This is a genomic window from Catenuloplanes niger (assembly GCF_031458255.1).
Taxonomy (GTDB): domain Bacteria; phylum Actinomycetota; class Actinomycetes; order Mycobacteriales; family Micromonosporaceae; genus Catenuloplanes; species Catenuloplanes niger.
In genome coordinates this window covers 4,968,412-4,991,180 of sequence record NZ_JAVDYC010000001.1, presented here as the reverse complement: position 1 = coordinate 4,991,180, position 22,769 = coordinate 4,968,412, and the positions used below count along the sequence as shown (strand labels likewise).

Below are 22,769 nucleotides of genomic sequence, written 5' to 3'. Positions count from 1 at the left end.
CTCAAGTCTTCCGTGCGCCGATCACCCGCTGCAGCACGATGAAGAGCAGCAGCAGCGCGCCGACCGCGATCCGGGTCCACCAGGAGAGCAGGCCCTCGAACTGGATGATCGTCTGGATCACGCCGAACACCAGCACGCCCAGCACGGTGCCGAGTACGAAGCCGGAACCGCCGGTCAGCAGCGTGCCGCCGATCACCACGGCCGCGATCGCGTCCAGTTCCATGCCGATGCCGGTGTTGCTGTACCCCGCGCCGGTGTAGAACGTGTAGAGCACACCGGCGCCGGTCGCGCAGAGGCCGCTCACCGCGTAGACACCGACTTTCGTCAGGCCGACCGGCAGGCCCATCAGCAGCGCGGACTGCTCGTTGCCGCCGATCGCGTAGACGTTGCGGCCGAAGCGCGTGTAGTGCAGCGCCACGAACGCGACCGCGACCACGATCAGCGAGACGACCACGCTGGGGTCGATCCGGTAGTCGCCGAGGGGGACCATCGTGTTGGCCGTCTCGGTGAAGAACGGGTGGCTGATCCGGATCGAGTCCGTGCTGATCACGTAGCAGAGGCCGCGGGCCAGGAACATCCCGGCCAGCGTGGCGATGAACGGCGGCACCTCGAAGAAGTGGATGATCGCGCCCATCGCGCTGCCGGACACCGCGCCGACCACCAGCACCAGCGGGATCACCGTGCCCGGCGACCAGCCCTCCTCGGTGATCAGCCAGGCGCAGAGCATGGTGGACAGCGCGAGCATCGACCCGACCGACAGGTCGATGCCGCCGCTGAGGATCACGAACGTCATGCCGACCGCGAGGACCAGCAGGAACGCGTTGTCCTTGAACACGTTGAGCAGGACCTGGAGGTCCGCGAAGTTGTCGTAGGTGAGCGCGCCGCCGATCCACATGAGCAGCAGCACGCCGGCGGTGGCCAGGATCGGCACGTACCGCTGCCGGCCGGTGAAGACCTTGGCCAGCCGCACTCCGGTCGGCGACGTAGTCGTGGTCATGTTCTACCCCAACTCCCTCATGCCGGCACCTTCGCATTCGTCGTCGGCTCGGACGGGCTGCCGGACGCGGGTGGCGTGCGGCGCGGTCCCCATCGGCCGAAGACCTTGCTCCGGAACGCCGGGGACTGCAGCAGGCAGACGACGGTCACCACGACCGCCTTGAAGATCAAGGTCGTCTCCGGCGGTACGCCCAGCGTGTAGACCGTGGTGGACAGCGTCTGGATCACCAGCGCGCCGATCACCGTGCCGCCGATCGAGAAGCGGCCGCCGGTCAGCGCGGTGCCGCCGATCACCACCGCGAGGATCGCGTCCAGCTCGATCAGCAGGCCGGCGTTGTTGCCGTCCGCGGACGAGACGTTCGAGCTGATCATCAGGCCGGCCAGGCCGGCGCAGAGTCCGCTGATCGCGTAGACCAGCAGCACCAGGCTGCGCGCCCGGATGCCGACCAGCCGGCTGGCCTCCGCGTTGCCGCCGACCGACTCCAGCAGCAGGCCGAGCGCGGACCGGCGCATGACCAGCGCGGTGACCGCGACCATGGTGAGCGCGATCAGCACCGCGGCCGGCAGCGTGAAGAGCCAGCCCGCGCCGATCCACTTGTACGGCGCACTGTTGATCGTGATGATCTGCCCATCCATGATCAGCTGCGCGACGCCACGGCCGGCCACCATCAGGATCAGCGTCGCGATGATCGGCTGGATGCCGATCCGGGACACCATCACGCCGTTGAACGCGCCGAACAGCAGCGCGACGCCGAGCGCCATGGCGACCGCGAGCAGCACGCCGCTCACCGCGTTCTGGTCGGACTGCCGGCTGATGTGCAGGCAGGCGACCGCGCCGGCGATGGAGACCACGGAGCCGACGGAGAGGTCGATGCCGCCGGTCGCGATCACCAGCGTCATGCCGAGCGCCACCAGCATCAGCGGCGCGCCGAACCGGAGGATGTCGATCAGGCTGCCGTAGAGGTGCCCGTCCTGCATCCGGATCACGAAGAAGTCCGGCTTCTCGATCAGGTTGCCGAGCAACAGCACGACCAGCACCAGCACCGGCCAGAACAATCGGTGCCTCGTCACCGCGGTCATGCCGCGCTCCCCTCGACGCCGCGGACCCGCCGTGACCGGCGCCGGGCCACCGCACGCTTGCTCATGAGTCCTCCCCGCTCGCGATGGTCTGCATGATCCGGTCGGCGGTCAGCGACTCGTCGTTGGCCAGCTGTGCCACCAGACGCCGGTCCCGCAGCACGCCGACCTTGTGACTGAGCCGCAGCACCTCCTCCAGCTCCGCGGAGATGAACAGCACCGACATGCCGTCCTCGGCCAGCGAGACCACCAGCCGCTGGATCTCCGCCTTCGCGCCGACGTCGATGCCGCGCGTGGGCTCGTCCAGGATCAGCAGCTTGGGCTGGGTGATCAGCCACCGGGCGAGCAGCACCTTCTGCTGGTTGCCGCCGCTGAGGTTGCGCACCAGCGCCTCCGGGTTGGCCGGCCGGATGCTCAGCGCCTCGATGTACCGCGCCACCAGCTCGTCCCGGCGGCGCGGCGGCACCGGGCGCAGCCACCCGCGCGCGGCCTGCATCGCCAGGATGATGTTCTCCCGTACCGTCAGGTCCTCGACCAGGCCCTCGGTCTTGCGGTTCTCCGGGCAGAACGCGATGTTCCGCCCGATCGCGGTGCTCGGCGTCCGCACCGACAGCGGCGTACCGTCGATGGTGATCGTGCCGGTCTCGGCCCGGTCCGCACCGAAGATCAACCGCGCCACCTCGGTACGCCCGGAGCCGAGCAGCCCGGCCAGGCCGACCACCTCACCGCGGTGGATGGACAGGTCGAACGGCGCCACCAGGCCGGTCTTGCCCACCTGGTCGGCCCGCAGGAACGGCTCCTGCCGCTCCAGCGCCGCCAGGTCGCGCCGTGGCTGCTCCTCCAGCTGCTCCAGCACGGAGAGCTCGGTGCCGATCATCTTGGAGACCAGCTCGATCCGGCTCAGCTCGTCGGTCCGCCACTCGCCGACCAGACGGCCGTTGCGCAGGATCGTCATCCGGTCGGAGATCTCGTAGATCTGCTCCAGGAAGTGCGAGACGAAGAGCAGCGCGACGCCGTCCTCCTTGAGCCGCCGCATCACCCGGAACAGCTGCTGCACCTCGCCGGCGTCCAGACTGGACGTGGGCTCGTCCAGGATCACCACCTTGGCGGAGATGGCCACCGCCCGGACGATCGCGACCAGCTGCTGGATCGCCAGCGAGTAGCTGGCCAGCGGCGCGGTCACGTCGATGTCCAGGTCGACCCGGGCGAGCAGTTCGCGGGACCGCCGCCGCATCTCCGGGTAGTTGTTGACCAGGCCGAGGAACCGCGGCTCGCGGCCGATGAAGATGTTCTCCGCCACCGAGAGGTTGGGGCAGAGGTTCACCTCCTGGTAGACCGTGCTGACGCCGGCCTGCTGCGCCTTGAGCGGGCTGCTGAAGTGCACCCGCTCGCCGGCCAGCACGACCTCGCCGGCCTCGGCCTGGTAGACGCCGGTGAGCACCTTGATCAGGGTGGACTTGCCGGCGCCGTTCTCGCCCATCAGGGCGTGCACCTCGCCGGGGAGGAGCCGGAAGTCGACACCGGCCAGCGCGGTGACGCCGGGGAACTCCTTGGTGATGCCCTTCATCTGCAGAATCGGCTGTGGGTCCGGCATCGCGCCGTGCTCCTCTCCTTGCTGCCTTCCCGTCGTGCGGCGGCGCCGCCGGCCCGGTGGACGGGCCGGCGACGGCGCGGTCAGTACTGCCGGTTGGGAAGCGCGGCGGCGGCCTGGTCCTGGGTGAAGACGCCCTCCTCGGTGAGGATGCGCTTCTCCACGGTCTCGCCGGCCACGACCTTCTTGACCAGGTCCATCAGCTGCGGGCCGAGCAGCGGGTTGCACTCGACGACCACGTTGATCTTTCCGTCGACCATCGCCTGGAACGCGTCCTTGACGCCGTCGATCGAGATGATCTTGATGTCGGTGCCGGGCTTCTTGCCGGCCTCCTCGATCGCCTGGATCGCGCCGAGCGCCATGTCGTCGTTGTGCGCGTAGAGCACGTCGATGTCCGGGTTGGACTGCAGGAAGGCCGTCATGACCTCCTTGCCCTTGGCCCGGGTGAACTCGCCGGTCTGCGAAGCGATGATCTTGAAGTTCGGGTTCGCCGCGATCGCGTCGCCGAAGCCCTTCTTCCGGTCGATCGCCGGCGCGGCACCGGGCGAACCCTGCAGCTCCACGATGTTGACCTGCTCGTTCTTGCCCTCGTACTCCTTGAGCAGCCAGTCGGCGGCGCGCTGACCCTCCACGATGAAGTCCGAGCCGATGAACGTGACGTAGAGCGAGGTGTCCTGCGAGTCGACGGCGCGGTCGGTCAGGATCACCGGGATGCCGGCCGCCTTCGCCTCCTTCAGCACCGGGTCCCAGCCCGTGTTGACCACCGGCGAGAACGCGATGACGTCCACCTTCTGCTGGATAAACCCCCGGATCGACTTGATCTGGTTCTCCTGCTTCTGCTGCGCGTCGGTGAACTGAAGTTCGATCCCCTCCGCCTTGGCGGAGTCCTGGATGGACTTGGTGTTCGCCGTGCGCCAGCCGGACTCCGCGCCGACCTGCGCGAACCCGAGGACGATCTTGTCGTCACCACCGGCCGCGCCGCCGTCGTCGTCCCGCGTGCCGTCACCACAGGCCGACAGGCCACTGGCGACCAGGCCGGCCGCCGCGACGACCGCGAAAAGCTTCCTCCTGCTTGCGTGCATAGCTGTGACTCCTCTGCCGAAGAACGCCGTGTACGTCGCTGCCCCGGCCCGCGGGTGCCCGCGCGAGCCGGTGTGCCGGCCCCGCGAACAGGGACCGGGAAAGGGACAAACGTTGTGCCGCGTTGCGTGAACCAGGTGCCATGTGCTGTGGTGCCATGTGCAGGTGGTGCAAGGGCTCGGCCGGACGCGCCCGCAATCTGCCCGATCGGGCTTTACGGCGCGGCTGTCACGGCCTCGTTACAAGGACGTTGCGCAGTAGTGTTAGCGCTAACAATCGATGAGTCAAGGGGTGGCCCGGGTCACAACTTGGCCACGATGATCACAAATACCTACAGGTCGGGCCGAGAAATCGGTCTACCAGGCCGATCACCATGGTGCGGGTGGGCGATAACCTAAGGCGGTGACATCGACTCCCGACGCGACGCGACCGGCGGTCATGACCGACGTCGCCCGCCTCGCCGGTGTCTCGCACCAGACCGTCTCCCGCGTGCTCAACAACCACCCCAGCGTGCGGCCGGACACGCGCGAGCGGGTCATGCGCGCGGTCACCGAGCTGAGTTACCGGCCCAACGCGATGGCCCGCGGCCTGGCCAGTCGCCGGTCCCGGGTGCTGGGCGTGGTGAGCTTCGACACCATACTGTTCGGTCCCGCGTCCACCCTGCTCGGCATCGAGCGGGCCGCGCGCGGCGCGGGTTACGGCGTGAGCATCGTCGCGCTGGAACGCGTCGACCGGGCCGGCGTGCTCTCCGCGGTCGACGGCCTGGCCGCGCAGGGCGTGGACGGCATCATCATCATCGCGCCGCAGATGGCCGCGCAGGCCGCGCTGCACAGCCTGCCGCCGGGCCTGCCCGCGGTCGCGGTCGAGACCGGGCAGGACGGCGTGCTCCCGGCCGTCTCGGTCGACCAGGCCGAGGGCGCTCGGCTCGCGGTCCGGCACCTGGTCGAGCTGGGCCACCGCACCGTCTGGCACGTGGCCGGCCCCGGCGACTGGCTGGAGGCGCGCGACCGCGTGCACGGCTGGCGCGCCGCGCTGGAGGAGGCCGGCTGCCCGGTCCCGCCGGTGATCTCCGGCGACTGGGGCGCCCGCTCCGGCTTCACCGCCGGCGCCGCGCTGACCGGCCGCGACTCGGTCACCGCGGTCTTCACGGCGAACGACCAGATGGCACTCGGGCTGCTGCGCGCGCTGCACGAGCGCGGCGTCCGGGTCCCCCAGGACATCAGCGTGGTCGGCTTCGACGACATCCCGGAGGCGGAGTTCATGCTGCCGCCGCTGACCACGGTCCGGCAGGACTTCGACGAGGTCGGCCGGCGCAGCATCGCGGCACTGCTGCGGATCGTGGAGGGCACCGGCGACGACGAGGAGGAGCCGCCACCCGCCGTCGTCCCGCCGACGCTCGTGGTCCGCCGCTCCACCGCCCCACCGCGCGCCTGACCGCACGGGCGCGGTGCGCCGGGCCTCGCGGGGCGACCGGTGCGGACCGGCCGGGACATGACAACGGCCCCTCTCCGGATGCTGGAGAAGGACCGTCAGGCGGTGGACCTCAGGCCGCGCCGGCGTCGTTCCCGCGCCGGCCGAGCCGGTAGTGCTCGTTCAGGCGAAGGGCCTCTTCGAGCTGGTCCTCGAGGATGATGATGCGGCACGCGGCCTCCAGGGCCGTGCCCTGGTCGACCATCTCCCGGGCCCGTGCGGCGAGCCGCAGCTGATACCGGGAGTACCGGCGGTGCCCGCCGGGTGAGCGGAGCGGTGTTATCAGTTTCGCCTCGCCGAGCCGGCGCAGGAAGTCCGGTGAGGCGCCGATGATCTCCGCGGCGCGGCCCATCGTGTAGGCCGGGTAGTCGTCGTCTCCGAACATGTCATCGGGTGGGGCCATATACATCTCCATGTCGAGGGCCCCGGCGCAGTAGCGCCGGGGCCCAGGGTTTACGGGTAAACACCATTTACCGGCGGAGATGCCGGGTTGTCGTATCCACACCCACCGCCACAGGCGACATGGGGTGCGAGGATCGCATAAGCGTGACCGGAGACCACCTCTCGTTCGATGGAGACTGCGGTGTCCGCCACCGAACCCAACAAGCGTTCCGGCAGCGGGCGATCCAACGGTGCTCTACCCTCCCTTTCCTCTGCGTTCTGAAAATTTCGTCATGCCGTCTGCCGGTGCCGGAGCCCCACGACAAATCTCATGGCCCCCGCACGTGCGGCAGATCTCGTGCCTCGCGGAGCCCCGGAACTGCATCGGCCCCGCCTGCAACTGTCTTTCCTTACTGCTCCGGGCTCGTCTCGCCCGGTCCTACCGTCTGCGTGTGTCGCAGTCCCTGCTGTCAACACCAGGAACATTAGCCGCATCCGCCGAGAAAAACTAGTACCGGCGACCTAGATTTTCTCGGCGTGTCACGGAGGTCTCCCGGTGGCCGGCCGGCGGCCCGGTCCGGCGCGGGGCGGCCTTTTTGCCGATCGTTTGATCCGGGACGTGCTGGCGTGCGTACTTGCTGCCGGACGGGGCGGCGAGACACGCGGGGTTAGGGCCTGGCGATCGACAAGCTGGAGGATGCATTGCGACATGGCAGCAGCATCGACCTGAGTCTCCTGCGGCAAGGGGCGCACAGCGCGTCCATCGCCACGCTGCAGCGGAACATGGGCGAGGGAGCGCGGATCGTCGACTTCTGCATCCCCTGCAACCCGTACTTCCCGACGCCGGAGATGTTCGCGGAGCTGTCCGCGAACCTGGAGAGCATCCTGAAGTACTACCCGAGCAGCGCGGACACCATCACCAAGCAGCTGTGCAGCGCGCTCGGCCTGCACCCGCAGACCGTGGCGATGGCGAACGGGTCCACCGAGCTGATCACCTGGATCGACCACCTGCTGATCAAGGAGAGCGTCGCGATCCCGATCCCGACGTTCGGGCGGTGGACCGACCAGCCGCTGGAGACCGGCAAGCGGGTCGACATGTACCCGCTGCAGGAGGCGGACAACTACCAGCTCGACCTGGACGACTACGCGCGCTTCATCCGGCAGCGCGGGTCCCGGGTCGCGGTGATCTGCAACCCGAACAACCCGGACGGCGGTTACCTCCCGCGGCGGGAGATCCTGCGCTTCGTCGACATGCTGCACGACCTGGACCTGGTGGTGATCGACGAGTCGTTCATCGACTTCGTGGACCAGGAACGGCAGCCGTCCGTCGCGGCCGAGGCCGGCATCCGGTCGAACATGCTGGTGCTGAAGAGCCTGGGCAAGAACTTCGGGCTGCACGGCATCCGGTTCGGCTACATGGTGGCGAACCCGGCGCTGGCCACGAGGATCGGTTCGGCGCTGCCGAAGTGGAACCTGAACTCGCTGGCCGAGACCGTGGTCCACATGATCAAGGACCACGAGGCCGAGTACCGGGAGAGTCTGCGCCGGCTGTCCCGCGACCGGATGCGGATGGCGGACGAGCTGACCCGCGTGCCGGGTCTCACGGTCTGGCCGTCCCAGGGCAACTTCCTGCTGGTCAAGCTGGGGCCCGGCTGGGACGGCGTGGAACTGCGCGACTTCCTGATCTCGCGGTACGGCATCTACGTCCGCGAGTGCGGGAACAAGCTCGGCATGACCAGCCAGTACCTGCGCTTCGTCGTGCGCCCGCCGGAGGACGTACTCCGGCTGGTGGAGGGCATGCACGCGTACGGGCGGTACCTGCACAGCGAGGGCATGACGCACGTCGAGGCGGAACACGAGAGCGCCGACCTCATCGTGCACCCGGCCAACCGCGCGGCGCTGACCAACGGAACCGGCATGCACGCCGTGGTCCGCTGACGGCATCGCCCGGTCCGGTCACCCGGCGGCCGTGGCTCCCCGGTGGGCGCCGGGAGCCACGGCCGCCGCGAGCAGCGGTTCGGTGCGCCCGCGGTGAGCCAGGTCACGCAGACCGCGCGCGGTGCTGGTTCTAAGATCCGCGCCATGCCTGCGACGCTGTCCACTCCCGACTTCGATTCCGCGAACGCCTACCCGGAGGTCGGTCTGCTCCGAACGGCGCTGCGCGACGGCGACTGGCCCGCGGTACGCGCGCTCTACGACCCGATGGGATGGGACGGGCGGGCGCTGCTGGTGCAGGAGGCGGCCGACCTGCCGGACGCGGGTGACCAGCTCCGGCGGGCGGTGGCGGCGGACCCGGCGGACGGCGCCGCGGCGGCCATGCTCGGCGGCCACCTGATCGTGGCCGGGTGGCGGGTGCGCACCGCCGCCCCGGCGCGGTACGTCAGCCGGGAGCAGTGGGCCGGCTTCCACGACCACCTGCGGCAGGCCGAGGCGGTGCTGTCCGCCGCGACCGCGCACGACCCGGGCAATCTGACGGCCTGGCAGCAGCGGATCACCGCCGCACGCGGGCTGCAGGCGGGTCAGGCCGAGGCGCGCCGCCGGTACGAGCGGGTCGCCGCGATCGATCCGCACCACCGGGCCACCCAGTCCCTCTACCTGCAGCAGCTCGCCCCGAAGTGGGGCGGCGACCGGGCGGCGATGCACGGCTTCGCCCGCGAGCGGATGCTGGCCGCGCCGGACGGCGCGCACAACGCGGTGCTGGTGGCGGAGGCGCACCTGGAGCACGTGTTCATCGACGGCGTGCGGCACCTCACCACCGCCCCGGTACGCGCGGAGCTGCACGAGGCGGCGGAGCGTTCCGTCTGGCACCCGGCGTTCCGGCGTACCCCCGGCTGGGTCGTGGTCCTGAACCACTTCGCGGGCGCGTTCGCCGCGGCCGGTGAGTACGCGGCGGCCGCCCGGGTCTTCCGCGAGCTCGGGCCGCACGCGACCGACTATCCGTGGAACTACCTGCAGCGGTTCCTGGAACGGTTCTCCCGCCACCCGGGCCGCACGTTCGCCCGGTTCCGCAGGCGGGCACTCGCATGATGGTCACCGAGTCGGAGATCGACGGCGTCCCGGTCCTGCACGCGCCGGCGGCCGGGCCGGTCCGCGCCGCGCTGGTCTTCCGGGCCGGTCAGGCGGACGAGACCCCGGTCCTCGCCGGCGTGACCCACCTGGTCGAGCACCTGGTGCTGCGCCGGGCCGGCGGCACCTGCGGGGGCGTCTCGCCGGTGGTCACCACGTTCGCCGTGGCGGGCACCGTCGCCGACGTGCACGCGCACCTGCAGCACGTCTGCGCCGCGCTGGCCGCGGACCCGGCGCCGCAGCTGGACGCCGCGAAGGCGGAGCTGGCCGCGGAGGCGTCGCAGCGGACCCCGACGATCTTCGACTCGCTCGCGGTGGTCCGCTACGGCGCGCGGCACCACGGCCTGGCCGGGCTGCCGGAGTGGGGACTGCCCGCGCTCACCGCCGCGGACGTGCGCCGGTGGATCGACACGTACTTCACCCGGGAGAACGCGGTCCTGTGGACGACCGGCGAGGTCACCGGGCTGCGGCTGGCCCTGCCGTCCGGCGCCCGCCGGCCGGTGCCGGACGCGACCGCGCTGCCGGACCGGTTCGGCCTGTTCCGGCCGCCGCCGTACGCCGCGATCGTCCGCGACGAGCTGCAGCCGGCCGGTGTCGTCACCGAGGTCTACGCGGGCGTGCTGGAGCGGGCCGTCTTCGCGGCCACCGGCTCGGTGGCCGGTGCGGGCGCGTACCGGGTGAAGGCGCATCACCGGCCGCGCGGCGACGGCCTCGCCTCGGTCACCGTGCTCGCCGAGATCTTCTCCGGTGACCCGGGACCGATCGCCGGCGAGTTCCTGGACGCGCTGGCCGCGCTGCGCGCGCAGCCGGTCCCGGCCGAGCACGTCGCGGCCGCGCGGCAGGAACTGGACCGGGCGCTGATCGCGCCGGACGCCGCCGTGTCCCGGCTGCCCGGTCGCGCGTTCGGGCTGCTCACCGGCGCACCGGAGCCGCCCGTCGAGGAGCTGCGCGCGCGGCTGCGCGCGGTCACGGCCGACCAGGTCGGTGAGCTCGTGGCCGCGTCCCGCGGTGCGGAGCTGCTGCTGACGTCGTGGAGCGGGCTGATCGGGTCGGCCCCGGCCGACCCGGAACCGGTGACCGGCCGACGGTTCCGCTCGCTGGAGAGCCGCCGGGCCGCGCTCACCATGGACCGGACCGGGATCACCCGCACCTGGCCGGACACCCGGCCGGTGACCGTGCCGTTCGCGTCCACCGCGGTGCTGCTCAAGTGGCCGGACGGCGGACGGCGGCTGGTCGGCGTGGACGCGCGGCACGTGGACGTCGAGCCGACGCTGCACGAGACCCCGGCGGACGTGGTCCCGGCCGTCGACGCGGCGGTACCGGCGGACCGGCACGTGGCGCTGCCGCCGCGCGACGCGGACGCGATCCCGGTCCCACGGCCGCGCGGGAAGCACCCGGTCCGGTACGGCGGCGCCGGCGCGCTCTTCCTCGGGCTGGTCGCCTGGGTGCTGGCCTGGGCCGCGCTGATGCTGGCGATCACGCCGGGCGCGTCGTCCGCGCCGGTCACGCTGTCCGGGATCTTCCTGGTCGCCTGGACCTGGGGCGGCTTCCGGCTGCGCCGGGTGCGGAACACCACGGTCGCGCACCGCCGCCTGACCCGTGCGCGGGAGGCCGCGGCGCGTTCGTGAAAACGGGGCTGCGCGGCCAACTGAAGATCATTTAAGATCCGCGCCATGCTTCCCCCGTTGCCGGCGCCGGACTTCGACGCCGCGACCCCGTACCCCGAGATCGGGGCTCTTCGAACGGCGCTCGGCGCCGGTGACTGGCCGGCCGTCCGCCGCCTCTGGGACGCGGCGGACCGGGCCGGCCGGGCGCAGCTGGTCGCCGCGATCGGCGACATCGAGCGGCCGGCCGAGACCGCGCACCTGGTGACCGTGCTGAACGCCGCGCTGGCGGCGGAGCCCGGCGATCCGGCGGCCGGTGCGATGCTCGGCGCCCACCTGGTCTCGGCCGGGTGGCTGATCCGCGGCTCGGGCTGGGCGCGGTCCGTGTCCGAGCGGCAGTTCACCGACTTCCACGGGTACCTGCGCCGGGCGGAGGGGGTGCTGATCGAGGCGACCGCCCGCAACCCGGACAACGTGGCCGCCTGGCAGTGGCGGATCACCGTGGCCATGGGGCTGCAGCTGGGGGCGGACGAGGCCCGCCGCCGGTACGACCGGGTGGCCCGCGTCGACCCGCACCAGCTCAACGCGCAGGCCGGCCTGCTCCAGCTGCTCTGTCCCAAGTGGAGCGGCTCGTGGGAGCAGGTGCACACGTTCGCCCGGGAACGCATGCTGGCCGCCCCGGCGGGCGCGCACAACGCGGTGCTGGTGGTGGACGCCCACCTGGAGCACTGGCTCAGCCTGCCGAGCGGCGAGGACGCGGCCTACCTGACGTCGCAGCCGGTCCGCGACGAGATCTACGAGGCGGCGCACCGGTCGATCTGGCACCCGGAGTTCCGCCGTACCGTCGGCTGGGTCTGGGTGCTGAACATGTTCGCCGGGATCTTCACGATGCTGGAGGACCACCGCGCGGCCGCCGGCCTGTTCGCGGCGCTCGGCCCGCTGGCCACCCGGTCGCCGTGGACCTACCTGGGCAGGGACCCGGGTGAGACGTTCGTCCGGCGCCGGGCGGACGCGATCGCGGGAGCGAGGGCGGCGGCATGACGATCGCGCACACCGAGGTCGACGGCGTGCCCACCGTGCTCGCGCCGGTGGACGGCCCGATGACGGCCGGGCTGGTCTTCCGGGTCGGGCGGGCCGACGAGACGCTGGCCCGGTCCGGGATCACCCACCTGATCGAGCACCTGGCGCTGCACGGGCTCGGCATGACCGACTACCACTTCAACGGCGCGACCTCGCCGATCACCACCACGTTCCAGTCGCAGGGCTCGGAGTCCGACGTGGTGGCGTTCCTGAACGGCGTCTGCGGCGCGCTCACCGACCTGCCGCTGGACCGGCTGGCCGTGGAGAAGGAGATCCTGCGCACCGAGGAGGCGGGCCGCGGCAGCTCGGCCGCCGAGCCGATGGCGGTCTGGCGGTACGGTGCCCGCGGTCACGGCGTGATCGGCTACCCCGAGTTCGGTCTCGCCGCGCTCACCCCGGACGACCTGCGCGCCTGGGCCGCCCGCTGGTTCACCCGGGCGAACGCGATGCTGTGGATCGCCGGCGACCGGGTGCCGGCCGGGCTGCGGCTGTCGCTGCCGGACTCCGGCACCCGCATGCCGGCGCCGGCGGTCACGTCCGCGCTGCCGGTGACGCCCGCGTACTTCCACGGGCCGAGCGAGCGGGCCGTGGTGTACGAGGGGATCGTCGCGCGCAGCACCGCGGCCGGGGTGTTCGCCGGTGTGCTGGAGCGCGCGCTGTTCCGTTCGCTGCGGCAGGAGGGCGGGTACTCGTACCACGTCGGCGCGGACTACCAGCCCCGGGACGCCACCCACGCCTCGGTCTACGCGCTCGCGGACATGCTGCCGGAGAAGCGCGGGCCGCTGCTCGGCGAGTTCGTGGACGTGCTGGCCGCGCTCCGGTACGGCCGGGTCGAGCGGACCGACGTCGACGCGTACGTCACGAAGGCGGAGTCGGCCCTGGACGGCGCGGACGCGGCGGCGCGCCGCCTGCCCGGCCTGGTGCAGAACGAACTGCTCGGCTACCCCACCCTGTCCCCGGCCGAGCTGCGCGCGCAGTTGCGCGCGGTCACCCCGGAGGACGTCGCCGCGGTCGCCGCCGAGGCGCACGCGTCGTCGCTGCTGATGGTGCCGGCGGGCCGCAGTCCGGACTGGGCCGGGTTCACGGCCGCGCCGACGGACTCGGCCCGGCCGGTCTACGGCGACCGGTACCCGTTCCGGGCGAACCGCGGGCAGTCGATGGTCATCGGCCCGGAGGGCGTGTCCCTGCAGGGCGACGGCGGCGTGGTGACCGTGCGGTACGCCGAGGTCGCCGCGATGCTGGCCTGGCCGGACGGGGCCCGCCGGCTGATCGGTTTCGACGCGATCTCCGCGCACCTGGAGCCGGCGCTGTTCACCGTGACCCCGGCCGCGATGGCCGCGATCGACGCGGCCGTGCCGCCGGAGCTGCGCGTGGCGATGCCGGCCCGGGACCCGGAGGACATCCCCCGGCCGCCGTCCCGGGTCCGCCTCGCACGCCGCCGGGCCGGCCGGACGCTGCACCGGGCGCTGCACCGGACGGCGGACCGGATCGCCGCGGTCTCCGACGGCGTGCGGTGGACCCTGATCATCGCGCTGTTCCTGGTGAACATCCGCCTGATCGACGCGCTCGACGGGAACACGCCGGTGCGGGCGACCGTGATCGCGGTGAGCCTGCTGGTGGCGCTGCTGCTGACCGACCGGGGGATCCGCGGCCTGCGCCGGCTGGCGGGCTACCTGCTGCGGTAGAGCCCCTCCGCGTAGCTCGGGCCGTAGTAGGCCTCCAGCTGCTCCAGCGTCTCCGGCGTGTCCGGCTGGACGTCCTTGACCAGCCGGGCATGCCGGGGCAGCACCTCGGGGTGCCAGGTCTCCGGCTGCCACAGCTCGGAGCGGAGGAACGCCTTGGCGCAGTGGAGGAAGATCTGCTCGATCTCCACCTCCAGCGCCAGGATCGGCCGGTGGCCCTTGACCGTCATGTCCGCGAAGTACGGCGCGTCCCGCACCAGGCGCGCCCGGCCGTTGATCCGCAGCGTCTCGGTGCGGCCGGGGATCAGGTAGAGCAGGCCGACGTGCGGGTTGCTCAGCACGTTCAGGTAGCCGTCGGCGCGGCGGTTGCCGGGCCGCTCCGGGATCGCGATCGTGGCGTCGTCCAGCACCAGCGTGAAGCCGGGCGGGTCGCCCTTCGGCGAGGCGTCGCAGCTGCCGTCCGCGGCCGACGTCGAGATGACGCAGAACGGGGACGCGGCCAGCCACTCCCGGTCCCGCGCGTGCAGCGTGACCCGTTCCTTGTTGACCGCGCGCGGCATCGGCACGCCGAGCAGCTCACGCAGCTCCTCCGGCGTGCCGATGACGGCGTTCTGTGCGAGATCCATCGAAACTCTCCTCCCCGTAGCCCGTTGGCGCCGAGTCTAGGAGAGGCGGGCGGCCCGGCCGGAAGCGTTTTTCCGGCCAGGGGCCGCAACATTCCCGCCAGATCCGCGGTCAGGGGCGGCCGAGCGCCCGGTACTCCCAGCCGGCCGCGCGCCACTCGGCCGGGTCCAGCGCGTGCCGGCCGTCCACGATGGACTTGCCGGCGACCACCGCGGCCATCGCGGCCGGGTCGATCCGGCGGAATTCGGTCCACTCGGTGAGCAGCACGACCACGTCCGCGTCGCGGGCCGCGTCCAGCGCGCTCTTGCCGTAGGCCAGCTCCGGGTGCACGCGCTTCGCGTTGTCCATCGCGGCCGGGTCGAAGACGGTCACCTCCGCGCCCATCCGGTGCAGCGTGCCCGCCACGTCCAGCGCGGGTGCGTCGCGGATGTCGTCGGAGTCCGGCTTGAACGCCGCGCCGAGCGCCGCGATCTTCTTCCCGGCGACGTCGCCGCCGGCCAGCTCGGTGACCAGGTCGACGGTCCGGGCCCGGCGGCGCTGGTTGATGCCGTCGATCTCGCGCAGGAAGCCGACCGCCTGGCCGACGCCCAGCTCCTCGGCGCGGGCCATGAACGCGCGGATGTCCTTGGGCAGGCAACCGCCGCCGAAGCCCAGGCCGGGCCGCAGGAACCGGCCGCCGATCCGGGTGTCGAACGCCAGCGCCTCGGCCAGGTCGGAGACGTCCGCACCGGTCGCCTCGCACACCTCGGCCATCGCGTTGATGTACGAGATCTTGGTGGCCAGGAACGAGTTCGCCGCCACCTTCACCAGCTCCGCGGTGGCCAGGTCGGTGACCTTCAGCGGTACGCCCTGCGCCAGCACCGGCTCGAACGCGGCGCGCAGCCGCTCCTCCGCCCACGCGGACGCGACGCCGAAGACCAGGCGGTCCGGCTTCATGGTGTCCTCGACCGCGAAGCCCTCGCGCAGGAACTCCGGGTTCCAGGCCAGCTCGACCTCGTCACCGGCCGGGGCGGTCTCCTTGACCAGCGCGGTCAGCCGGGCGGCGGTGCCGACCGGGACGGTGGACTTGCCGACCACCAGCGCCTTGCGGGTGAGGTGCTTGGCCAGCGCGCCGACCGACGCGTCGACGTAGGTCATGTCCGCCGCGTGCGAGCCCTTCTGCTGCGGCGTGCCGACGCAGATGAAGTGCACGTCGCCGAAGGCCGCGGCCTCCTCGAACGACGTGGTGAAGCGCAGCCGGCCGGACTCGAGCGCCTTGGTGAGCAGCTCCGGCAGGCCGGGCTCGAAGAACGGCACCTCCCCGGAGGCGAGCCGGGCGATCTTCTGCTCGTCCACGTCGACGCCGAGCACCTCGAAGCCGAGGACGGCCATGCAGATCGCGTGCGTCGCGCCGAGGTAGCCGGTGCCGATCACGGTGAGGCGAGGGGTGTTCACAGTCGTCTCCCAAAGGTGTTGATGCATCAGGAACAGGGGGTGTTGGAGGTGCCCTTGGCGGCGCCGCTGACCTCGTTGTCGCAGGCGACCCGGTTGTCCTCGACCGGGGTGAGGTTGAAGCCGTAACCGGGTCCGTCGACGGTCGCGACGTTGCGGGAGAAGACGTTGCCCCTGCCCCAGCCGTCCACGACGGAATGCGTCTGGAAACCGTCCAGCGACGAGTTCGTCCCCGTGTTACCGGAGATGGTCCAGCCGTTGCCCTTCACGTCGACCCAGGAGTCGGCGTGCCCACCGGCGAGCGCCGCACCGTCGAAGGCGTTCCCGGCGACGGTGCCGCCGGTCGTGCCCTCCTTGATGTCAACGTTCTCCGCGGTGACCGCGGTGATCGTGTTGTTCCGGACCACGTTGCGGTCGCTGGTGTCCGGCGCGCAGCCGGTGATCTCGCACCAGTTCGACTCGGCCGTGCCGATGTAGACGCCCTCGCCGAACTGCGGCTTGCGCTGCCCGGTGTCCCGGATCGTGTTGCGCTCGACCACGTTGTCCGAGCTGAACCGCCGCAGGTGGACGGCCTCGTCGCCGATCCGTTCCACGGTCAGGCCGGCGATCGTGGTGTGCTGGACGCCGTCGGCCATCACACCCTTCTGCGCGTTGCGGACCGTGAAGCCGAGCACCCGCCAGTGGCTCGCGCCGTCCAGGTGCAGGCCGTAGCCCTTCGTCACGCCACCGCCGTCCAGGATCGCGCCGGCGCCGCCGCAGAGCGTGATCGGCGCGTCCGCCGTGCCGGGTGCCGACGCGACGAACTCGTCCTGATAGACGCCGTCGGCCAGCCCGATCACCGCGCCGGGCCGCGCCGCGGCCAGCGCCGCGGTGAGCCCGGCCGCGTCCGACACCGGGACCGTGGCCGCCGGGCACTCGACCGGCGACGGCGCGGACGTCCCGGCGCCGACCGGTCCGGTCGGGAGCGGCCCGGTGGCGAGCGGGGCGGCCGTGCCGACCGGTCCGGGCACGGCCGAGGCGGTGGGCGGCGCGGCGTCCGGGGCCCCGGCGCTGCACGAGCCGAGCGCGGACATCGCGGCGAGCAGCGAGATCCCCACCGCGACACCGCCGGCCATCGCGGCCCGGCGGGCCGGGGACGGCGTCGGCGACGTCATGCCGCCGCCCGCAGCGACTTCGTGTTCTCGTACGGGTGGAAGAACCCGGTCCGCCGCCGGCGCACGCCCTGGATCGCGGAGAACGCGATGACCAGCACGATCGTGGTCCACAGCATCGTCATCGGGCTGGCGTAGTGCCGGAACTTCACCCAGAACGAGCTGGTGTCGTACCAGGCGCCCGCCTGGTTGTCCGCGGCCGTCAGGTCACCGTCGGCCCGGGACAGGTCCAGCGCGCTCGGCCCGACCCCGGAGATCACGTTGTGCGAGACGACCGAGCCCTCGACGGCGCCGACCAGCGCGATCCCGTGGTTCGTCGCCTCCTCGACCGTGTTGCCGCGGATCTCCGCGGACGAGTCCCGCACGTAGACCCCGTTGTCGACGTCCGTGACGATGTTGCCGGTCACGGTCGCGGCGGTGACCTCGTCGCGGACCGCGATGCCGTGCCGGACCGCGCCGCTCACCCGGTTGCCGGTGATGGTCACCCGGTTCGCGCCCTGGCGGGCCACGATGCCGGCCTCGCTGCCGATCACCTCGTTGTTCTGCACGTCCACGTTGATCCCGCCGATCACCTCGATGCCGTACCGCCCGTTGTGGGTGACCTCGCTGTTCGACACCGTGTTCGAGCCGTACGCGCCGACGAACTGCCCGGAGGCGGACGCGTCCTCGGCCAGCGGCAGCCCGTTGACCGTGATGCCGTTGCCGCCGTTGCGGTCCGCGATCGCGTCGCTGATCCGCACCTGCTGCGCGGCCCGGGACAGTACGAACCCGTCGCCACCGTTGTTCCGCGAGGTCACCTTCTCGATCACCAGGCTGGACGCGAAGCGGTGCATGACCACGCCGTCCTCCAGGCTGCCCTCCACCGTGGAGTCGGTGATGTTCACGCCGGTCGCGCCGGAGATGAACAGCCCGAACGCGTTGCCGCTGATCGTGGCGTGGTCGATCGAGCCGGAGACGTAGGAGAGGCCGGGCACGTCGAACCGGGTGTCCGGCGCGACCAGGTCACCGGTCGGCGACGCGAAGATGTCCCCGGCACCGGGCGCCACGTTCGTACCGTTGCGCCGCTCCTGCTTGGCCTTGTCCCGCGCGGTGTTGCCGCTGACCTTGGTCTGCTCCACGCCGCCGGTGTTCGGCCGGTCCGTACCGGTCAGGCTCAGCCCGCCGGTGCGCCCGCTCCAGAACCCCAGGTTCTCGAGCGACGCGTACGTCATGGAGAACTGCCCGCCGATCGCCCGCAGGTACGCGCGGCCGTCGTCGACCAGCGTGTCCGTCGTACTGGTGCGCGGATCCCAGCTCATGATCTTCGTCGGTGCCTGCACCGAGCCGTCGATCATCAGGTCGCCGCCGAACGAGACGATCGAGACGAAGCCGTTCGCGCTGCTCGCCAGCTTCAGCGTCAGACCGCCCGGGTTGGACAGCCGCAGCTTCGCGCCCAGGTTCAGGTAGATGTTCTCGGTCAGCAGGTAGCTGCCGTCCGGCTGGCGGACGAACGTCTGCGGCGCCAGCTTCAGCAGGTCCGCGACCGTGTACGGCTCCTTCTGCTGGGTCAGCACCAGCGTGTAGCCGTCGCCGGTGTCCAGCCGGTACGGCTTCGTCCAGTCACCGCCCTTCATCCGGGCCACGCCGGTCACCGCGCGCACCGCGTTGAGCCGGGTGTCCTCGCCGACGACCAGCGCCGCCTGCCGTTCGGCCGCCTCGGTGGCCGTGGTCGTGTCGTCCGCGGCCGCCGGCACCTGCCACGCGGTCGCGCCGAGCAGCGCCGCGGCCACCGCCGTGATGATCCGGTGTCTCATACCGCCGCCTCCGTGACCGGCTCGGACGTGATCGTCGCGGGGGTGAGGTGTGCGGCGAGCAGCGTGGCCGCGCTCTGCCCCTCACCACCGACGGACTCGCTGCTCCGGGTGAGCCAGCCCTGCTTGTTCATGGTCACGAACGCGTACAGCTTGATCGGCAGCGCGATGAAGATGACCACCAGCGCGGTCACCGGCAGCAGCAGGATCTCCTGCGGGTGGCGGCGCAGGTGCGACCAGCCGCGCACGCCCCGGCCGAGCAGCAGCCAGATCAGCGCCAGCACGATCGAGTGCCCGGTCAGCTCCAGCCGGCTGAAGATCAGGTAGCCGAGCGCCATGCCCATCGTCACCGGCGTCAGCAGGATCTGCAGCACCGTGATCTTGGTGACCATCGGCACCCGCCACAGCCAGCCCTTCCACAGCGCGGTCAGGTACGTCCGGTACGAGTTGCGGCTCCACCGCACCCGCTGCTTCACGAACGCCCGGAACGAATCCGGGAACATCGACAGCGCCCGGGCCGACGACTGGTGCACGGTCCGGTAGCCGGACGCCAGCACCAGCCAGGTCAGCCGGCCGTCGTCGCCGGCCACGCACCGCCGGCCCAGGAAGAACTCGTCCTCCAGGTGGGACAGCACCGGCAGGATCGCCGTCCGCCGGTACGCCGCCGTCCGCCCGGACAGGCAGGCCACCGCCCCGGCCCGGCCCATCGCCGGCACGTAGTCGTAGTAGCGCAGGTTGACCAGCCAGTCCGCGACCCGCCGCCACACGCTGGTGGTCCGCTGGTACACGTTCTGCTGCGTGCCGACGCCGCCGACCTGCGGATCCACGAACGGCATCTGCACCGCGTCGAGCAGCCCCGGCAGCCAGCGCGTGTCCGAGTCGACCAGCACCACGATCTCGCTCGTCGCCGCCCGGATGCCCACGCCGAGCGCGGACCGCTTGCCCGAGTGCTGGAACGGGATCACCCGCACCCGCGGGTCCTCGACCGCCCGCAGCCGCCGGATCACCTCGGTGTCCGCCAGGTCCGGCACGATGATGACCTCGTCCGGGTTCTGCTCCAGCCAGGTGTCCAGGCACTCCAGCAGGATGTCCGGGTCCTCCCGGTAGGCCGGCACCACCACGCTCGTGGAGGCCCGGAAGTCGTTCACCACCGGCCGCGCGAACCGCGACAGCACGGCCCGGTACAGCCACAGACACCACACGAAGATCCCGGCGAGCCCCAACGGCATGAGATCACGCCACGAGGTCTGTCCCACCGCCTCCACGACCCACGACCAGACGACGTCGAATATCTCCGGCACGTTCGACTCCCTGTCGACACCCCGCGCATTCCGTGCGCGGCCAAACGAAAGAGCTCACACCCGCGGGCAGCACCCAGCACCGCGCCTTTTCACACAGACACGGAACAGTGGGTACGACCGAGAAGCGGGAAACAGTCCGGCCGGTGGCTACGCTGCCGCCGACAAAGTCAGCGGTCCTAGCGGACGGACGCCGAAGCGCGATGCACGGCCGCGAGGGCCGGCGTGCCGGAGCTGCGCGAACTCAGGGAGTCCTGGTTCAGACAGAACATGAGAGCGTCTCCTTGGTGTAATCCCAAGGACGTCGGTTTCGCCTCTGGCTCCCCGCCGGACATGGGCGACCAACTCGCCCGGCGGATCAACACCTCGCCCACGGCCCCCATCGGGCCGTTCGCCGCAAATCCTGTCATCGAACCGTCGAACAAGCAACAAGAAAGGCTCATGCGGAAGCGCGCTTTACACCCACAAAGAACGGGACACAAAACAATTAAAAGCAACATTCCCGCACGCCGTAACACCCCACTATGACGCACATCTCAACCCCCTTCCCGCCGCGGCGACCGCACCCCCACAACACCACAGGCGAGCACCCACAAACGCAGCCGAAGGCACCGAACGGTTCCCGGACCCGGCTGATCTCGCGCCGCCCCACGCCGGACGGCAGCATCTCCGGCGGCCACCCCCTCAGCGGCGAGGGCGTCACCACCAACCCACCGGCCAAGCGGCCGACCTAGCCGCCGCACCTATGGAACCCATGGAAGTCAACGATTTCTACTGGTACAGCCGCCAGATCACCGACCAGCTCGCATCCAAGATCAGCCCGAAGTACCGGCAGATCGTCTTGACCTCCGGAGGCGCCGGGACCTGGAACCTGGCGATCCCGGACCTCGTCGGCGCCCTGTCATCGCCACTCGTGCGGCCCACTCCGGCTTGGAGGCCGCCCGCAACGAATGGCTCACGACGGCGCAGGAGCAGGGATGAAAGGCAACGAACGCAACAGCCCGACGCCACGCCCCCACCGGATCGCACACCGCACACGCCAGCGAAACGCCCCCACCGACCCGCGGGGCGTCCGGGGGCTCGGCCCCCGGAGCAGAAATGACGAGACGCCCCGCGTTCGCGCTTTCCGCGAACACGAGGCGTCCAGAGTCTCGTGGAGCTGTGGGGATTTGAACCCCAGACCCCCTCGATGCGAACAAAGTTCGGATCACAGCCAAACCGTCCCTTCCGTCGTCCATGCAGCCTGAGGCCGCTCCGCGGGAGGCATTGGGTACGCCGGCACGCGTTTGACTCACCCCCTCCGCTCCCACCCCACTCCCACACGCCGAACCGAGCCACCACACGCCCCTGCCCTGCCGGGGTCCGTCGGCACCGCCCAAGACGCCCCACAGCACCGCCGCGAGTCTCCATGCTCCAATTTTGTCGGACCCCCCACGTACCCTTCTGGCTAGCGCTACCCAGAAGGAGAAACCATGACCGAAGTCGATCTTGCTGATTTGATCAAGGAACTCGATCAGACAGCTAAAGACGAATTCGCCTCAGGTCCGGAGGTGGTCGACAAAGGCCACAATCTAGACATCGACGACCTCCCCATTCAGGCAAGAAGGTGGCACAGAGTAACCGACGCCGTTGCAGTCGTTGCCGACCTCAAGAACTCCACGCGTCTGGGTACTGGAAAGCACGCCAAGAGCACTGCGAGCATCTATCAGGCCAGCACAGGCGGAGTCGTAAGAATCTTCGATGAATTTGACGCCGATTTTCTCTCTATTCAAGGCGATGGGGCATTCGCACTCTTTTGGGGTGACAAGCGTTACGAACGCGCCCTATGCGCTGGCATCACAATCAAGACCTTTAGTCTCAAGCTGGTGAAACGACTAGAGGATCGCTGGCCCAATGATGAGGAAATCCCCAAAACGGGCTACAAGGTAGGGATTGCAGCAAGCCGTCTCCTAGTAAAGCGAGTCGGCACACCAAGAAACCCGAATCAGCAAGAGCCCATTTGGCCCGGCAAGGCCGTGAACTATGCCGCCAAAGCCGCACAAGGAGTGGACCGGCACTTCATGGCCGTCACGGGAACTGTCTGGGATGAAGTCTCGAAAAACGAATTCCTCACGTACTCATGCCCGTGTGGCGACGGCCCAAGCCCGACCATTTGGGAAGACCACACCATTGACCGCCTGCCCGACGGCGATCCGGACGCCGAAGGAAGAAAGCTCTCTTCTCAGTGGTGTGAAACTCACGGCGAGGAGTTCTGCGCAGCCATTCTCCGCGGCAACAAGAAGCGCGTCGAAGTCAATTCAGCCAAGATGAAGGAGGTCGCAAACAATCTTCGAAGCGCAATCTCACTAACCGCCGAGCAAAAGCGCACCGCTCTACGGGCCCGACGTTCCGGCATGGGATTTTAACCTACCAAGCAGCCGCACCGCTAGAAATCTCACTCCGAGGAAC

Annotated in this window: 17 protein-coding genes; 7 read left to right on the top strand and 10 right to left on the bottom strand. The window is 70.7% G+C overall.

All coding sequences use genetic code 11. The annotated features are described in order from the left end of the window. Position 1: 1 nt before the first annotated feature. The 4 genes from yjfF to J2S44_RS22190 form a co-directional block, all read right to left on the bottom strand. The gene (yjfF, locus tag J2S44_RS22205) at positions 2–997 is read right to left on the bottom strand and encodes a galactofuranose ABC transporter, permease protein YjfF (protein WP_310417214.1); all 996 of its coding nucleotides are present in this window, start codon (positions 995–997) and stop codon (positions 2–4) included. Between the two features lie 17 nt (positions 998–1,014). Next, on the bottom strand, positions 1,015–2,076 hold the full coding sequence (locus tag J2S44_RS22200) for an ABC transporter permease (RefSeq protein WP_310417211.1): 1,062 nt from the start codon (positions 2,074–2,076) through the stop codon (positions 1,015–1,017). Positions 2,077–2,137: 61 nt separating this feature from the next. Beyond that, positions 2,138–3,667 (bottom strand): sugar ABC transporter ATP-binding protein, encoded by a 1,530-nt coding sequence (locus J2S44_RS22195; RefSeq protein ID WP_310417208.1) that lies wholly within the window; start codon positions 3,665–3,667, stop codon positions 2,138–2,140. A gap of 80 nt (positions 3,668–3,747) precedes the next feature. Next, positions 3,748–4,746 (bottom strand): ABC transporter substrate-binding protein, encoded by a 999-nt coding sequence (locus tag J2S44_RS22190; RefSeq protein WP_310417205.1) that lies wholly within the window; start codon positions 4,744–4,746, stop codon positions 3,748–3,750. 436 nt (positions 4,747–5,182) lie between these two features. Between J2S44_RS22190 and J2S44_RS22185 the strand changes: the two genes are divergently transcribed. After that, positions 5,183–6,178, top strand: a complete 996-nt coding sequence (locus J2S44_RS22185) for a LacI family DNA-binding transcriptional regulator (protein ID WP_374728008.1) — start codon at positions 5,183–5,185, stop codon at positions 6,176–6,178. Between the two features lie 109 nt (positions 6,179–6,287). On the opposite strand, the gene J2S44_RS22180 is transcribed toward J2S44_RS22185, so the two are convergent. Continuing rightward, on the bottom strand, positions 6,288–6,617 hold the full coding sequence (locus J2S44_RS22180) for a MerR family transcriptional regulator (RefSeq protein WP_310417199.1): 330 nt from the start codon (positions 6,615–6,617) through the stop codon (positions 6,288–6,290). Between the two features lie 680 nt (positions 6,618–7,297). On the opposite strand from J2S44_RS22180, the gene J2S44_RS22175 reads away from it, so the two are divergent. From J2S44_RS22175 to J2S44_RS22155, 5 genes are all read left to right on the top strand, one after another. Next, positions 7,298–8,533 carry a pyridoxal phosphate-dependent aminotransferase gene (locus J2S44_RS22175; protein WP_310417196.1) on the top strand — a complete coding sequence of 412 codons (1,236 nt, stop codon included), beginning with the start codon at positions 7,298–7,300 and terminating at the stop codon, positions 8,531–8,533. A gap of 144 nt (positions 8,534–8,677) precedes the next feature. After that, complete coding sequence (locus J2S44_RS22170; protein WP_310417193.1) at positions 8,678–9,622, top strand: hypothetical protein; 945 nt, start codon at positions 8,678–8,680, stop codon at positions 9,620–9,622. Beyond that, complete coding sequence (locus J2S44_RS22165; protein ID WP_310417192.1) at positions 9,619–11,289, top strand: hypothetical protein; 1,671 nt, start codon at positions 9,619–9,621, stop codon at positions 11,287–11,289. Before J2S44_RS22170 ends, J2S44_RS22165 begins: the two co-directional genes overlap by 4 nt. Positions 11,290–11,334: 45 nt before the next feature. Continuing rightward, a complete protein-coding gene (locus tag J2S44_RS22160; protein WP_310417189.1) occupies positions 11,335–12,306 on the top strand; it encodes a tetratricopeptide repeat protein in 972 nt (323 codons plus the stop codon). Further along, a complete protein-coding gene (locus J2S44_RS22155; protein WP_310417186.1) occupies positions 12,303–14,030 on the top strand; it encodes a M16 family metallopeptidase in 1,728 nt (575 codons plus the stop codon). Before J2S44_RS22160 ends, J2S44_RS22155 begins: the two co-directional genes overlap by 4 nt. On the opposite strand, the gene J2S44_RS22150 is transcribed toward J2S44_RS22155, so the two are convergent. The 5 genes from J2S44_RS22150 to J2S44_RS22130 form a co-directional block, all read right to left on the bottom strand. Beyond that, positions 14,015–14,653, bottom strand: a complete 639-nt coding sequence (locus tag J2S44_RS22150) for a pyridoxamine 5'-phosphate oxidase family protein (RefSeq protein WP_310417183.1) — start codon at positions 14,651–14,653, stop codon at positions 14,015–14,017. The genes J2S44_RS22155 and J2S44_RS22150 overlap by 16 nt on opposite strands. Positions 14,654–14,762: 109 nt before the next feature. Next, entirely contained in the window at positions 14,763–16,085 is a 1,323-nt protein-coding gene (locus J2S44_RS22145; protein WP_310417180.1) for a UDP-glucose dehydrogenase family protein, read from the bottom strand. A 26-nt stretch (positions 16,086–16,111) separates the two neighbouring features. Further along, on the bottom strand, positions 16,112–17,236 hold the full coding sequence (locus J2S44_RS22140) for a NosD domain-containing protein (RefSeq protein ID WP_310417178.1): 1,125 nt from the start codon (positions 17,234–17,236) through the stop codon (positions 16,112–16,114). Then, entirely contained in the window at positions 17,233–19,026 is a 1,794-nt protein-coding gene (locus J2S44_RS22135) for a right-handed parallel beta-helix repeat-containing protein (RefSeq protein WP_310417174.1), read from the bottom strand. The genes J2S44_RS22140 and J2S44_RS22135 overlap by 4 nt, the downstream gene beginning before the upstream one ends. After that, on the bottom strand, positions 19,023–20,324 hold the full coding sequence (locus tag J2S44_RS22130) for a glycosyltransferase (protein WP_310417171.1): 1,302 nt from the start codon (positions 20,322–20,324) through the stop codon (positions 19,023–19,025). Before J2S44_RS22130 ends, J2S44_RS22135 begins: the two co-directional genes overlap by 4 nt. Before the next feature lie 1,469 nt (positions 20,325–21,793). On the opposite strand from J2S44_RS22130, the gene J2S44_RS22125 reads away from it, so the two are divergent. Next, positions 21,794–22,726, top strand: coding sequence for a hypothetical protein (locus J2S44_RS22125; protein ID WP_310417168.1), 933 nt, complete (start codon positions 21,794–21,796; stop codon positions 22,724–22,726). The last annotated feature ends 43 nt before the right edge of the window (positions 22,727–22,769 follow it).

Excerpts from the sequence above, each read along its gene's own strand:
- J2S44_RS22200 (WP_310417211.1), bottom strand. The coding sequence starts at position 2,076 with ATGACCGCGGTGACGAGGCACCGATTGTTCTGGCCGGTGCTGGTGCTG.
- J2S44_RS22155 (WP_310417186.1), top strand. The coding sequence starts at position 12,303 with ATGACGATCGCGCACACCGAGGTCGACGGCGTGCCCACCGTGCTCGCG.
- J2S44_RS22170 (WP_310417193.1), top strand. The coding sequence starts at position 8,678 with ATGCCTGCGACGCTGTCCACTCCCGACTTCGATTCCGCGAACGCCTAC.
- J2S44_RS22180 (WP_310417199.1), bottom strand. The coding sequence starts at position 6,617 with ATGGCCCCACCCGATGACATGTTCGGAGACGACGACTACCCGGCCTAC.
- J2S44_RS22125 (WP_310417168.1), top strand. The coding sequence starts at position 21,794 with ATGACCGAAGTCGATCTTGCTGATTTGATCAAGGAACTCGATCAGACA.
- J2S44_RS22135 (WP_310417174.1), bottom strand. The coding sequence starts at position 19,026 with ATGAGACACCGGATCATCACGGCGGTGGCCGCGGCGCTGCTCGGCGCG.
- J2S44_RS22165 (WP_310417192.1), top strand. The coding sequence starts at position 9,619 with ATGATGGTCACCGAGTCGGAGATCGACGGCGTCCCGGTCCTGCACGCG.
- J2S44_RS22195 (WP_310417208.1), bottom strand. The coding sequence starts at position 3,667 with ATGCCGGACCCACAGCCGATTCTGCAGATGAAGGGCATCACCAAGGAG.
- J2S44_RS22185 (WP_374728008.1), top strand. The coding sequence starts at position 5,183 with ATGACCGACGTCGCCCGCCTCGCCGGTGTCTCGCACCAGACCGTCTCC.
- J2S44_RS22190 (WP_310417205.1), bottom strand. The coding sequence starts at position 4,746 with ATGCACGCAAGCAGGAGGAAGCTTTTCGCGGTCGTCGCGGCGGCCGGC.
- J2S44_RS22140 (WP_310417178.1), bottom strand. The coding sequence starts at position 17,236 with ATGACGTCGCCGACGCCGTCCCCGGCCCGCCGGGCCGCGATGGCCGGC.
- J2S44_RS22160 (WP_310417189.1), top strand. The coding sequence starts at position 11,335 with ATGCTTCCCCCGTTGCCGGCGCCGGACTTCGACGCCGCGACCCCGTAC.
- J2S44_RS22150 (WP_310417183.1), bottom strand. The coding sequence starts at position 14,653 with ATGGATCTCGCACAGAACGCCGTCATCGGCACGCCGGAGGAGCTGCGT.
- yjfF (WP_310417214.1), bottom strand. The coding sequence starts at position 997 with ATGACCACGACTACGTCGCCGACCGGAGTGCGGCTGGCCAAGGTCTTC.